General features: G+C 63.8%; 9 protein-coding genes and 1 other annotated feature (1 of these 10 cut by a window edge). All 9 genes read left to right on the top strand.

Annotation, left to right across the window (positions count from 1 at the left end; genetic code table 11):
* Window positions 1-70, top strand: a sequence feature (His leader region); it begins 59 nt to the left of the window's first position.
* 24 nt (window positions 71-94) lie between these two features.
* A complete protein-coding gene (gene hisG / locus ACPW75_RS08210) occupies window positions 95-991 on the top strand; it encodes an ATP phosphoribosyltransferase (RefSeq protein WP_017408376.1) in 897 nt (298 codons plus the stop codon).
* Window positions 992-1003: 12 nt separating this feature from the next.
* Window positions 1004-2329 carry a histidinol dehydrogenase gene (hisD, locus tag ACPW75_RS08205; RefSeq protein WP_077095457.1) on the top strand — a complete coding sequence of 442 codons (1326 nt, stop codon included), beginning with the start codon at window positions 1004-1006 and terminating at the stop codon, window positions 2327-2329.
* Window positions 2326-3396 carry a histidinol-phosphate transaminase gene (gene hisC, locus ACPW75_RS08200; protein ID WP_077095458.1) on the top strand — a complete coding sequence of 357 codons (1071 nt, stop codon included), beginning with the start codon at window positions 2326-2328 and terminating at the stop codon, window positions 3394-3396. The genes hisD and hisC overlap by 4 nt, the downstream gene beginning before the upstream one ends.
* A gap of 15 nt (window positions 3397-3411) precedes the next feature.
* On the top strand, window positions 3412-4563 hold the full coding sequence (hisB, locus tag ACPW75_RS08195) for a bifunctional histidinol-phosphatase/imidazoleglycerol-phosphate dehydratase HisB (protein ID WP_077095459.1): 1152 nt from the start codon (window positions 3412-3414) through the stop codon (window positions 4561-4563).
* Complete coding sequence (hisH, locus tag ACPW75_RS08190) at window positions 4563-5204, top strand: imidazole glycerol phosphate synthase subunit HisH (protein WP_077095460.1); 642 nt, start codon at window positions 4563-4565, stop codon at window positions 5202-5204. The genes hisB and hisH overlap by 1 nt, the downstream gene beginning before the upstream one ends.
* 5 nt (window positions 5205-5209) lie before the next feature.
* Window positions 5210-5953 carry a 1-(5-phosphoribosyl)-5-[(5-phosphoribosylamino)methylideneamino]imidazole-4-carboxamide isomerase gene (gene hisA / locus ACPW75_RS08185; RefSeq protein ID WP_044800028.1) on the top strand — a complete coding sequence of 248 codons (744 nt, stop codon included), beginning with the start codon at window positions 5210-5212 and terminating at the stop codon, window positions 5951-5953.
* 165 nt (window positions 5954-6118) lie between these two features.
* Window positions 6119-7228 carry a response regulator gene (locus ACPW75_RS08180; protein WP_016350784.1) on the top strand — a complete coding sequence of 370 codons (1110 nt, stop codon included), beginning with the start codon at window positions 6119-6121 and terminating at the stop codon, window positions 7226-7228.
* On the top strand, window positions 7221-9374 hold the full coding sequence (locus ACPW75_RS08175) for a PAS domain-containing protein (protein ID WP_077095461.1): 2154 nt from the start codon (window positions 7221-7223) through the stop codon (window positions 9372-9374). Before ACPW75_RS08180 ends, ACPW75_RS08175 begins: the two co-directional genes overlap by 8 nt.
* A complete protein-coding gene (locus ACPW75_RS08170; protein WP_077095462.1) occupies window positions 9371-13342 on the top strand; it encodes a PAS domain S-box protein in 3972 nt (1323 codons plus the stop codon). Before ACPW75_RS08175 ends, ACPW75_RS08170 begins: the two co-directional genes overlap by 4 nt.
* Window positions 13343-13351 lie beyond the last annotated feature (9 nt).

Below are 13351 nucleotides of genomic sequence, written 5' to 3'. Positions count from 1 at the left end.
CTGGTGACTTCCAAAAGGACCGCAAGATTCATAAGCCCTCGGAAGCACTGACTTCCGAGGGCTTTTTCGTTTTTGACTAGAAGGAAATCGAGCAATGGAAACACAACGTCTGCGCATCGCCATGCAAAAATCCGGTCGCCTGAGCCAGGACTCCCAGGCCCTGTTCAAGAGCTGCGGCCTCAAGATCAACCTGCGCGAACAGCGCCTCATCGCCCATGTCGAGAACATGCCCATCGACATCCTGCGGGTACGCGATGACGACATCCCGGGGCTGGTGATGGAAGGGGTGGTCGACCTTGGCATCATCGGCGAGAACGTGCTGGAAGAGGTGCAGCTCATCCGCGCCTCCCAGGGCCAGCCCTTTGCGGTCAAGACCCTCAAGCAGCTCGACTTCGGCGGCTGCCGCCTCTCCCTGGCGGTACCGGACGACGTCACCTACACCGGGCCACAGAGCCTCGCCGGCAAGCGCATCGCCACCTCTTACCCGGGGCTGCTCAAGCGCTTCTTCGACGAAAAAGGGCTCGGCTTCAAGAGCGTGATGCTGGGCGGTTCGGTGGAAGTGGCCCCCCGCGCAGGCCTGGCCGATGCCATCTGCGATCTGGTCTCCACCGGCGCCACCCTGGAGGCCAACGGCCTCAAAGAGGTGGAAGTGATCTACCGCTCCAAGGCGGTACTGGTGCAGGCCCCCAACCCCTTGTCCGATGCCAAGCAGAAGATCATCGACACCCTGCTGCCCCGTATTCAGGGAATGCAGCAGGCGCGCGAGAGCAAGTACATCATGCTGCACGCGCCCAAGGACAAGCTCGATGCCATCACCGATCTGCTGCCGGGCGCCGAGCGTCCCACCATCATGCAGCTGGCGGGCGAGACCAACCAGGTGGCGCTGCACGTCGTCTCCAGCGAGACCCTGTTCTGGGAAACCATGGAACAGCTCAAGGCCCTCGGCGCCAGCTCCATTCTGGTGCTGCCCATCGAAAAAATGATGGAATAAGGAAGGGACATCATGCAGACCCTGATCTGGAAGACCCTCTCCCCCGCCCAGCAGGCCGACGTGCTGACCCGGCCGGCCCTGAGTGACGAAGCCGACATCGGCGCTGTGGTGCGGGAGATCATCGCTGCGGTACGCAGCCGGGGCGATGAGGCCCTGCGCGAGCTGAGCCAGCGCTTCGAGCGCGCCCCGCGCCAGCAACTGCAGGTGAGCGACGCCGAAATCGAGGCCGCCTGCGCCCGCTTGGGTGACGACATCAAGGGCGCCATCGAGGTGGCCATCGCCAACATTCGTACCTTCCACGCCGCGCAAGTGCAACCCGTGGTGCGGGTCGAGACCCAGCCCGGGGTGGTGTGCGAGCTGCGCACCCAGCCCATCAGCCGGGTCGGTCTCTATGTGCCGGGGGGCAGCGCGCCGCTCCCCTCCACCGTGATGATGCTGGCCATTCCAGCAGCTATCGCCGGTTGCCGTGAAGTGGTGCTCTGCACCCCGTCCCCGGCCAGCGACGAGATCCTGTTCGCCGCCCGCGCCTGCGGGGTCGAGAAGGTGTTCGCCATTGGCGGCGCCCAGGCCATCGCCGCCATGGCCTACGGCACCGAAACCATTCCCAAGGTGGACAAGATCTTCGGCCCGGGCAACGCCTATGTGACCGAAGCCAAGGGGCAGGTATCGCGCGACTGGCGCGGTGCCGCCATCGACATGCCCGCCGGCCCCTCCGAGGTGCTGGTCATTGCCGACGAGAGCGCCAACCCCGCCTTCGTGGCGGCGGATCTGCTCTCCCAGGCCGAACACGGCCCCGACAGTCAGGTGGTGCTGGTGACCACCTCGCCGCTGCTGGCCGACGCCATCAACGGCGAGATCAAGCGCCAGCTGGCCAAGTTGACTCGGCGCGATATCGCCGCGCAGGCGCTGGGCAGCAGTCTGGTGATCCTCTGCGACGATCTGGCAGAAGCCTGCGCCATCTCCAACGCCTACGCCCCGGAGCACCTGATCGTACAGACCCGCGCTCCCCGTGATCTACTGGATCAGCTTGAAAATGCCGGCTCCATCTTCCTTGGGGCATGGACACCGGAATCAGTCGGCGATTACGCCAGCGGTACCAACCACACCCTGCCCACCTATGGCTATGCCCGTACCTGCTCGAGCCTGGGCCTCGCCGATTATCAGCGCCGCTACACGGTGCAGGAGCTGAGCGAGCGCGGCATTCAGGGCCTTGGGCCCATCGTCGAACGCATCGCCCAGGCCGAAGGGCTTGATGGTCACAAGAACGCCGTCACCCTCAGGTTGAACGCCCTGGCCGCCGCGTCCCAACAAACAGCACAGCAGAAGGATTTGTCATGAGCATTGCCAACCTGGCGCGCCGCGTGGTGCGGGCCCTCACCCCTTATCAATCCGCTCGCCGCATCGGCGGCAAAGGCCACGTCTGGCTCAACGCCAACGAGGCGCCGCTGGCCTATCCCTTCACCATCGAGGGCAGCCGTCTCAACCGCTACCCCGAGTGCCAGCCGGCCGAGGTGGTGAACGGCTATGCCGCCTACGCCGGGGTCAACCTCGATCAGGTGCTGGTGAGCCGCGGCGCCGACGAGGCCATTGAGCTCTTGATCCGCACCTTCTGCGAAGCGGGTGAAGATCAGATCCTGATCTGCCCGCCCACCTACGGCATGTACGCCATCAGCGCCGAGACCTGCGGTGTCGGTATCGTCGAGCAGCCGCTGACCGCCAGCCGCCAGCCTGACTGGCCCGCCATTGCCGATCGCCTTTCCGACGTGAAGCTGGTGTTCCTCTGCTCCCCCAACAATCCCACCGGAGATCTGGTGGGCCGCGACGGCCTCATCGCCCTGCTGGAGAAAGCGCGGGATCGCGCCATCGTGGTGGTAGACGAGGCCTATATCGAGTTCTGCCCCGAGGCGTCCGTGGTGGACCTGCTGGCTCGCTTCCCCAATCTGGTGGTGACCCGCACCCTCTCCAAGGCCTTTGCCCTGGCGGGGATCCGCTGCGGCTTTACCTTAGGCCATCCCGAGGTGATCGCCATGCTGGCCAAGGTGATCGCCCCCTATCCCATCCCCGAGCCCATCGCCCAGATCGCGGCGCAGGCCCTCTCCCCCATGGGACTGGAGCTGATGCAGGAGCGAGTGGTGGAGCTCAACAAGCAGAAAGCCGCCTTCAAGGCCGCACTGGCAACCCTGCCCTGCGTGAAGGAAGTGTTCGAGGACAAGGGCAACTTCGTGCTGGTGCGCTTTGTGGATGGTGCCGCCGTCTTTGCCGCCATGAAGGCCGCCGGCATCATACTGCGGGATTTCTCGACCAAGCCTGGCCTGGACAACAGCATTCGGGTCACCATCGGCTATCAGGGCGAGATGGATGCCGTACTGGCCGTATTGCGTGACCAGCCCTCTCCCTCTTTTTAAGACAAGGATGTAGCGATGAAGACCCCGTTTTTGTTTATCGACCGCGACGGCACCCTGATTGAAGAGCCGGTCACCGACAAGCAGGTGGACAGCCTCGCCAAGCTGCGCTTCGAGCCCATGGTGATCCCGGTGCTGCGCGAATTGCAGGCCGCCGGCTACGTGCTGGTGATGGTGACCAACCAGGACGGGCTGGGCACCGCCAGCCTGCCGCTGGAGAACTTCCAGCCCCCCCACGACCTAATGATGCACCTGTTCGAATCGCAAGGGGTGAGCTGGGAGCAGGTGCTGATCTGCCCGCACTTCCCCACCGATGGCTGCAGCTGCCGCAAACCTCACCTCGGGCTGGTGAAGGAGTATCTCGCCTCCGGTCGCATCGACTTTGCCAACTCCTTCGTGATTGGTGACAGACAGACCGATCTGCAGCTGGCCGACAACATGGGCATTCGCGGTATTCGCTACCACCCGCAAGATCACGACTGGCTCGCCATCCGTGATCAGCTGCTGTCCAAGGGACGTGTGGCCGAAGTAGAGCGTTACACCAAGGAGACCCGCATTCAGGTTGCGGTGGATTTGGACAAGAGCGGCGGCAACCAGATCGCCACCGGCATCGGCTTCTTTGATCACATGCTGGATCAGATAGCGACCCACGCAGGTTTTCGGCTCAAGCTCAAAGTGAGCGGCGATCTGCACATCGACGATCACCACACAGTGGAAGACGTCGGGCTGGCGCTGGGTCAGGCGCTGCGCCAGGCCCTTGGCAACAAGCGCGGCATCGGCCGCTTCGGCTTCGTGCTGGCGATGGACGAGGTGCAGGCGGTGATCGACGGTCGCCCCCGCCTGGTTGACGGCGCCAATGACAGCACCCAGGCCCCCTCGCTGACCGAGCTGGACGTGGCCACCGCGCTCGACTTGAGCGGCCGCCCCTACTTCGTGTTCGACTGCCCAAGCGGTTTTGGCCGCGACAGCGTGGGCGAGATGGCCACCGAGATGGTGCCCCACTTCTTCCGCTCCCTTTCGGACGCCATGGCCATTACCTTGCAGATGAAGGTGGGCAGCGGCAACACCCACCACCAGGTGGAGGCGCTGTTCAAGGGCTTTGGCCGCGCCCTGCGTCAGGCCATTCAGGTGGAAGGGAGCGAGCTTCCCTCCAGCAAGGGAGTGCTGTGATGGATATAAGCAAGCAGAAGCTGGTCATTATCGACACCGGCTGCGCCAATCTGGCCTCGGTCAGAATGGCATTCGAGCGTCTCGGCGTGCAGCCGCTGGTCTCCAGCCAGGCGGCCGATATCGAGCAGGCGGACAAGCTGATCCTGCCCGGCGTCGGCACTGCGGTGGCCGCCATGAATAATCTCAACGAACGGGGGCTGGTGCCGCTCATTCGCGCCGCCAAGCAGCCGCTGCTGGGTTTTTGCCTCGGCATGCAGATGCTGGCGGAGGCGTCCGAAGAGAGCATGGCGGCCGATGGCAAGACCCATGCCTTGATCGATTGCCTTGGCATAGTACCGGGCAGGATCAAGCTGATGGAGGTGGGCAACCTGCGCCTGCCCCACATGGGCTGGAACCAGATTGAGCACGACGAGACCCATCCTCTGCTCAAGGGGATCCCGAGCGGCAGCTACTTCTACTTCGTGCACTCCTATGCGCTGGAGGTGACCGAGGCGACGCTGGCGACCTGTGACTACGGCAAGCCTTTCACCGCCATCGTGGGCGGGGTTGCAGAGCACAGCAATTTCTTTGGCGCCCAATTCCACCCGGAGCGCTCCGGCGCGGCCGGTGCCCGCCTACTGCAAAACTTTTTGGAGCTGTAACAAGGATGATTATCCCAGCCATTGATCTGATTAACGGCCAAGTCGTGAGGCTCTATCAGGGCGACTACGGCCAGAAGACCGCCTACAGCGACAGCCCGCAGGCCCGCTTCGACGAATATGTTTCCCAGGGGGCGGTGCAACTGCACCTGGTGGACCTTGACGGTGCCAAGGATGCCAAGGCGCGCCAGCTCCCCCTCATCGCCCAGCTGCTGTCGGCCACCGAAGCACCGGTGCAGGTGGGGGGCGGTGTGCGCAGCGAGCAGGATGTGGCTGACCTCTTGGCCGCCGGCGCCAGCCGGGTGGTGATCGGCTCCACCGCCGTCAAATCGCCGGAACTGGTGGCCAGCTGGATGGAAAAATACGGCCCCGAGCGCATCGTGCTGGCACTGGACGTCAACATTGATGCCCAGGGCAATCGCCATATCGCGGTGGCCGGCTGGCAGGAGAACAGCGGGGTGACCATCGAGGCGCTGATCGAGCGCTTTCTGCCCGCCGGTCTCAAGCACGTGCTCTGTACCGACATCAGCCGTGATGGCACCCTCTCAGGCACCAACGTCGAGCTCTACCGGGATCTCTGCGCCCGTTATCCGAGCGTCGGCTTTCAGGCCTCCGGCGGCATTGGCGGCATCGAAGACATCGAGGCGCTCAAGGGTTCAGGGGTCAAGGGGATCATCCTCGGCCGCGCCCTGCTGGAGGGCAAGTTCTCGGTAGGGGATGCCATCGCCTGCTGGGGGAATGGCAGCCTGTAAACAAGCCGCAGCGTCGCCATCAGGACGTCGATTGAGAGAGAGGCTCCCTGCCGGGCCATCCGGCCGGAAGCCTCTTCATCAAGGGGTAAATCGAGGTAAGTCCTTATTACTTGGTAACAATTGACTCTATACTCGAATTCACTGAGACAACGTCACGGAGGACCTATGTTTACATCTCACTCCGCCACCATCCTGATTGTCGATGACTCACCCGAAAATCTGATGGTGCTGACCGACCTGCTCTCTCCCACCTATCGGGTGCTCGCCGCCCAGAGCGGGGAGAAGTGTCTGCGGATCGCCACTGGCAAGACAATCCCGGATCTCATCCTGCTGGATGTGATGATGCCTGGCATGGACGGCTATGAGGTGCTCAAACAGCTGCGTATTACCCCTGCAACCAGTCGTATTCCGGTGGTGCTGCTCACCGCCCTCGCCGACCCCCAGAGCGAGGAGTACGGTCTGTCGCTGGGAGCCGCCGACTACATTACCAAGCCCATCAAACCGGCCATCGTCCAGGCGCGGGTGCGCACCCAGCTGGAGGCCAAACAGGCCCGCGACGGCCTGCAGAATCAGAACGCGGCGCTGGAGGCCGAGGTGGCACGCCGGATGACCGAGAACGACCTCATTCAGCAAGTCTCCATCCGGGCACTCGCCCATCTGGCGGAGATCCGCGACCCCGAGACCGGCAATCACATCTTGCGCACCCAGGGCTACGTCAGGCAACTGGCCTGTGCGCTGGCCAGTCACCCCCGTTTTACCGACACCCTGACCCCCCGCTACATCGATCTGCTGAGCCGCTCGGCGCCGCTGCACGACATCGGCAAGGTGGGCATTCCGGATCAGATCCTGCTCAAACCGGACAAGCTGACCCCGGCGGAGTGGCAGATCATGCGCACCCACGCCAAGCTCGGCAGCGACGCCATCGAAGAGGCCGAGCGGGACATCGAGCAGCCGCTGGTGTTTCTCACCCTGGCCAAGGAGATCGCCCACTGGCATCACGAAAAGTGGGATGGCAGCGGCTATCCCGACGGCCTGCAAGGGGACGCCATCCCGCTCTCGGCCCGCCTGATGGCACTGGCGGACGTGTTCGATGCGCTCATCAATGTGCGAGTCTACAAGGCGGCCATGCCCTATGAAGAGGCGCGCGCCCTGATCCTCTCCGGCAGCGGCCAGCATTTCGACCCGGATGTGGTGACGGCATTTGACAACCACTTCGAGCAGTTCGTCGCCATCGCCGAGCGCTACCAGGATGACAATGAGGCCAGACATGGCTGAGCAGCCCTCGTTGACCCGGGCCCATGTGCTCAACGTCGTGCTCACCTATGCCGCAGTGGCGAGCCTGTGGATCCTGCTCTCCGACAAGGCGGTGGAGTGGTTGTTCAGCACCCCGGCCCAGTTCGCGCTGGCCAGCACCATCAAGGGGTGGCTGTTCATCCTCATCACCGCCACCATGCTCTATACCATGCTGCGCCGGCGCATCGACCAGCCGACGGTGACCACTTCCCCTTCCCGGCGCCAGCTGTTGCCGTTCGTGCTGCTCAACGGCCTGATCCTGGCCCTGACCGCCATGGCCATCGCCCAGAACATCAACCTGACCCAGGACAAAGAGGCCGCCCGGCTCGAAACCATTGCCGATCTCAAGAGCAAACGCATCACCGAATGGCTCAGCGCCCGGGAATTTGACGCCCACATTCTGTTTGAAAATCCGCAATATGCCGCCCTCTATCGCGAAGCCCAAGCCACCCGTGCCGGTCATGCCAACCTGATGACCAAACTGGACGAATTTATCTCCATTCGCCGCTTCAGTGCCGCCAGCGTGCTCTCGCCAGAAGGCAACCTGCTGTGGCACACCCCGGATGCCAGCGGCCTGAGCGCCCAGTTGCGCGCAGCGTTGAAGGACGCAAAAAGCGGCAGCATCACCCGGGTCGGCCCCTATCTGGACGAACAGGGTCAAGCCCGCCTCGACTTTATCGCCCCACTCCCCATGGCGGGCGACAAGTCACCTTTCATCGTGCTGCAGATAAGCCGCAGTGACTGGCTCAACAACATTCTCAAGTCATGGCCGGTGCCGGACAGCAGCGGTGAGGCCCTGCTGTTTCGCCGCAGCGGCGATCAGATCCAGTTTCTCAACGATGTGCGCTATCGCCCCGGTTCGGCTCTCACCCTGCATTTGCCCGTCAGCAGCAAGGAGTTGCTGGCAGTCCAGTTCCTGCAGCAGAGTCGCAATGAAGAGGGCAAGGCGCTCTTCTTTGGCAAGGATTACCGCAACACGCCGGTATTTGGCACCGTACAGCCGGTCATGGGCACCGACTGGTATCTGCTGGCCAAGATAGACAAGGCCGAACTCACCCGGGCGGAGCTCAAAGAGAGCGTCTGGATTGGGCTCATTGGCCTGCTGGTGCTGCTTATCGCCAACACCGGCATCGTGCTGCTGCGCCAGCACACCCGACTGCAGATGGCCGAGCAGGTTCGCCAGTCCCAAGCCGGCCGCCTGCAGGCGCTGCAACTGCTCTCCGCCATCGCCGACAGCTCGGAAGATGCCATCTTCGCCAAGGACAGAGAGGGCAAATATATCCTGTTCAACCGCGCCGCCAGCCAGTTCGTCGGCAAATCGGCCAGCGAGATGCTGGGTCAGGACGACATGGCCATCTTTCCCCCCGATCAGGCCCGCATGCTGATGGCACTGGGTGAACAGGTGATCGCCAACAACCGGGTACAGACTCAGGAGGAGTACCTGACCCTACCAGGCGGCGAGCGTGTGTTTCTCGCCACCAAGGGGCCGCTGCAGGACAGCGATGGCCAGGTGATAGGCATCTTCGGCATCTCTCGCGACATCACGGATTTCAAGCGGGCCGAAGCGGGCCTGCGCGAGCGGGAGGGGCTGTTTCGCGCCCTGGTGGAACAGTCACTGGCCGGCATCTACATCATCCAGCAGGGTCAGCTCTGTTACATCAACCCAGGTTTTGCCCGCCTGTTCGGCTACGCCTCGACCGCTACCCTGCTCAAAATTGGCACCCTGCACGCCCTCGCCAGTCCGAAAGACAGCGCCAGGGTGGCTGAGCAGCTGCAACGCTGCGAACAGGAAGACAGCGAGATCCACACCCGCTTCACCGCCCTGCACCACGACCACCAGAACATCGAGATGGAGCTCTATGGGCGCCGTGTCGACTATCGCGGCCAACCTGCCGTGCTTGGTCTGCTGCTGGATGTCACCGAGCGCGAACAGGTCGAGCAGGCCCTGACCCGTCAAGCCAGCGAGCTTCGCCAGCAAAACAATGAACTGGAGCGGTTCAACAAGGTGATGGTGGACCGGGAGCTGGCCATGCTGGCCCTCAAGCACAAGATCAACGAGCTGTCACTTCAGCTCGGGCAACAACCCCCCTATCCGCAGGCCCCCACCCCGCCGGAGGAGTCCCTATGACGCGCTGGTCTTCACTGTGGCATCCTCGCCAGCCCAGACAGCGCTGGGGGGTCTGCCTGCTGGCGGTGTTGCTGCCCGTGCTGATGCTGCAGATCCGGGTCCAGCTGCCCATCGCCTTTGGCGAGCGGCCGCTGCTGGTGCTGTTCATGCTGCCCATCACCGTCTGCGCCCTGCTCGGTGGCCTGCTGCCCGGCCTGCTCTGTACCCTGGTGAGCGGTCTGCTCACTACCTACTTTCTACTCGCCCCGCTTCACGAGCTGCGCATCGGCGCCGGGCAGGATCTGGTGCAGTGGGGCATTCTGATCGCCAATGGCGTTCTCATCAGCCTGCTCAGCGCAGCCATGCACCGCTCCCGCGCCCGGGAAACCCAGCGCTGGCAGGAGCTCAGCAGCATCCAGTCCCGCCTGCAACAAAGCGAGACCCGCTTCCAGGCCACCTTCGAGCAGGCTGCGGTCGGCATCGCCCTGGTCTCCCCGGATGGCAAGTGGCTGCGGGTCAACCGGCGGCTGTGCGACATGCTGGGCTACCAGGCCGACGAGCTGATGGGCATGACCTTCCAGCAGATCACCCACCCGGATGATCTCTTCATCGACCAGACCTACGTCGCCCAGATGCTGGCGGGCGAACGGCAGCACTACACCCTGGAGAAGCGTTACCTGCGCAAGGGCGGCGAGGTCCTCTGGATCACCCTGACGGTGGCGCTGGTCAAGGACCTCAAGGGAAAACCGGATTATTTCATCTCGGTCATCGAGGATCACCAGCAGCGCAAGGAGACCGAAGAGGCGCTGCGCCGCAACGAAGGGATCCTGCGCGAATCCCAGCACCTGGCCAAGATCGGCAACTGGCGCTGGAACATCGCCGACGACAGCCACTTCTGGTCGCCGGAGATCTACCGCATCTATGGCCGCGATCCCTCCCTGCCCCCCGCCATCTACCCCGAGGTGAGGAAGTACTTCACCCAGGATGGCTGGCGCGCCATCGCCCAGTCGGTCGAGCGCTGTCTGCAGGATGGCCTGCCCTACGAGTGCGATGCCGAGGTGATCCACGAACAGGGCGAACCCATCTGGATCATCGCCCGTGGCGCCGCCCTGCGTGCCAACGACGGCACCATCGTCGAGCTGTATGGCACGGTGCAAGACATCACCGAACGCAAGCTGGCCGAGCAGCAACTGTTGCACAACCAGCAGGTGGCCCTCGATACCCAGCGCCGCGCCAGGCTGGCGGCGCTCAACCTGATGGACGACGCCATCAGCGCCCGCATCCGCGCCGAAACCACCAGCAGCGCCCTGCGCGAGAGCGAGCAACGACTGCTGATGGCCCAGGAGGGAGCCCACGTCGGGATCTGGGAGTGGAACATGCAGGGTGGCCGGCTCTTCTTCTCCCCTGAATGCGCCCGCCTCTATGGCCGCAGCGCCGAGCAGCTCAGCGAGTTCAAGCAGTGGCACAGCTGCCTGCACCCGGACGACAAGCCCCGTCTCGACAAGTTGCTGGCGGAGCTGCCGGCAAGCGGTAAACCCATCGAGATCGAATTTCGGATCCTCTTGCCAAACGGCGATGTACGCTGGCTCAGCAGCAAGGGCAGCATCTACCGGGATGCCCAGCAGCGCCCGCTGCGCCTGCTCGGCATCCACCTCGACATCACCGAGCGCAAGCAGGCCGAGCAGCAGTTGCGCCAGCTTTCACTGGCGCTGGAGCAGAGTCCGGATGGCGTCTTCATCACCGATACCCAGGCCCGCATCGAATATGTCAACGTCGCCTTCCTGGCTGCCAGCGGCTACCAGCAGAGCGAGGTGATAGGGCAGACTCCCTCTCTGCTGCGCTCCGGCCTCACCCCCAAGGCCACCTACATCGCCCTGTGGGATGCCATCAAGCGCGGCCAGCGCTGGCACGGCGAGTTCATCAACCGGCGCAAGGACGGCTCTCATTATCAGGTGCTCGCCACCGTCTCTCCCATTCGCCAGGAGAATGGAGCCGTGACCCACTACGTGACGGTGCAGGCCGACATCACCGAGAAGAAGCAGCTCGGCGAGGAGCTGGACCAGTACCGCTACCACCTGGAGGAGATGGTCAACGAACGCACCCTGCAGCTGGCTCAGGCCCATCAACGGGCGGAGAGTGCCAACCGCGCCAAGAGTGCCTTCCTGGCCAACATGAGCCACGAGATCCGCACCCCGATGAACGCCATTTTGGGGCTCACCTACCTGCTCAAGCGCGACACGCCGGATCACACCCAGCAGGATCGACTGGAGAAGATCGACAACGCCGCCCAGCACCTGCTCACCATCATCAACGACATCCTGGATCTCTCCAAGATCGACGCGGGCAAGATGGCACTGGAGCAGAGCGACTTCTCCCTTACCGCCATGCTGGACAACGTCAGCGCCTTGATGAGCGAGCAGGCTCGTGCCAAGAGGCTCACCATCATAGTCGACATCGGCGATACCCCGGCCTGGGTGCACGGCGACATCACCCGCCTGCGTCAGGCGCTGCTCAACTACGCGGCCAACGCCATCAAATTCACCGAACAGGGCTCGGTCACCCTGCGGGTCAGGGTGGACCACCCGCTTGCCGGCGGCTATCTGCTGCGCTTCGAGGTGGAGGATACCGGCATCGGCATCAGCCCGGAGCAGAGCGAGAAGCTGTTTCAGGCTTTCGAGCAGGCGGATGTCTCCACCACCCGCAAATATGGCGGCACCGGCCTTGGGCTTGCCATCACCAGCCGGCTTGCCACCCTGATGGGCGGGGAAGTCGGGGTCACCAGCACCCTTGGCAAGGGCAGCTGCTTCTGGTTTACCGCCCGCCTCGCGGTGGGTCAGGGCGAACCGCAGCAACCGGCGCCGCTCGAACAGACGGTGCAGCAGGCCCTCTTCTTTGCCAACCACGCCAGGGTACTGCTGGTGGAGGACAACGCCATCAACCGCGAGGTGGTGCTGGAGCTGCTCAACAACAGCGGCCTCGTCATCGAGACGGCGGTCAATGGCCAGGAGGCGCTGGAGCGCGTCAGCCAGCACCCGTTCGATCTCATCCTGATGGACATACAGATGCCGCTGATGGATGGCTACAGCGCGACCCGGGCCATCAGGGCCCTGCCGGGCTGGGAGCAGGTTCCCATTCTGGCGCTGACCGCCAGTGCCTTCGAAGAAGACAGAAAGGCCTGCGAATCCGCCGGCATGAATGACTTCATCGCCAAACCGGTGACCCCCGCCAAGCTGTTCGAGGCGCTGCAGCAGTGGCTGCCCCACAGCACGGCCGCCGCCCCCAAATACCAGCGGCGGACAACCGACCTGCTGACTGGCCCCCTCACCCGCCTGCAAAACCTGCCCGGGATGGATCTGCAACAGGGGCTGGCGGCGCTGCAGGGCAACCAGAGCAAATACGTCGCCCTGCTGCGCCACTTCGCCAGCGAGCACAGTCAGGACATGCAGCAGCTGGAGAGCCATCTACATGCTGGCGACAGGCCGGCCGCCAGCCGGCTGATCCACACCCTGCGCGGGGTGGCCAGCACCCTCGGGCTGGTGGAACTGGCCGCCCAGAGCCAACAACTGGAGCAGGATCTGGCCAACAACAGCCAGCCCCTGGCCGAGCGGATGGCACCGATCGCTCGCCTCCTCAGCGAACTGCCCAGTCTGCTGGGGGAAGAAGATCCCAGCCCCGCCGCGAGCGCCGCGCCGCTTGGCAGCCACGGGCAGCAACAGCTGCTGCGCCAGATTGAAGAGTTGCTGGTGCAGAGCGACACCGCCGTGATCCCGCTGTTTGAGCAGTACGCGGCCCCCCTGCTGCTCGCCTTGGGGACGCCAGGCGAGATCCTGGCTCGCCAGCTGAAAGTGTTTGATTTTGATGGTGCCCTGCTCACCCTTCGTGAGCTGCTGGCAGCAGATGGCTCTCAGCCAGGTTTGAGCGGCCAGGCGCCTGCTGGCACCAGCCGGCATCAGGGCGCGAGCAAGCTTGATAAAGGGTTGAATCACTGAATAAAGTCG

It is taken from the genome of Aeromonas sp. FL131 (assembly GCF_049860615.1).
Lineage (GTDB): Bacteria > Pseudomonadota > Gammaproteobacteria > Enterobacterales > Aeromonadaceae > Aeromonas > Aeromonas hydrophila.
This window is presented reverse-complemented; position numbering and strand designations above follow the sequence as displayed.

Excerpts from the sequence above, each read along its gene's own strand:
- hisG (WP_017408376.1), top strand. The coding sequence starts at position 95 with ATGGAAACACAACGTCTGCGCATCGCCATGCAAAAATCCGGTCGCCTG.
- hisD (WP_077095457.1), top strand. The coding sequence starts at position 1,004 with ATGCAGACCCTGATCTGGAAGACCCTCTCCCCCGCCCAGCAGGCCGAC.
- hisC (WP_077095458.1), top strand. The coding sequence starts at position 2,326 with ATGAGCATTGCCAACCTGGCGCGCCGCGTGGTGCGGGCCCTCACCCCT.
- hisB (WP_077095459.1), top strand. The coding sequence starts at position 3,412 with ATGAAGACCCCGTTTTTGTTTATCGACCGCGACGGCACCCTGATTGAA.
- hisH (WP_077095460.1), top strand. The coding sequence starts at position 4,563 with ATGGATATAAGCAAGCAGAAGCTGGTCATTATCGACACCGGCTGCGCC.
- hisA (WP_044800028.1), top strand. The coding sequence starts at position 5,210 with ATGATTATCCCAGCCATTGATCTGATTAACGGCCAAGTCGTGAGGCTC.
- ACPW75_RS08180 (WP_016350784.1), top strand. The coding sequence starts at position 6,119 with ATGTTTACATCTCACTCCGCCACCATCCTGATTGTCGATGACTCACCC.
- ACPW75_RS08175 (WP_077095461.1), top strand. The coding sequence starts at position 7,221 with ATGGCTGAGCAGCCCTCGTTGACCCGGGCCCATGTGCTCAACGTCGTG.
- ACPW75_RS08170 (WP_077095462.1), top strand. The coding sequence starts at position 9,371 with ATGACGCGCTGGTCTTCACTGTGGCATCCTCGCCAGCCCAGACAGCGC.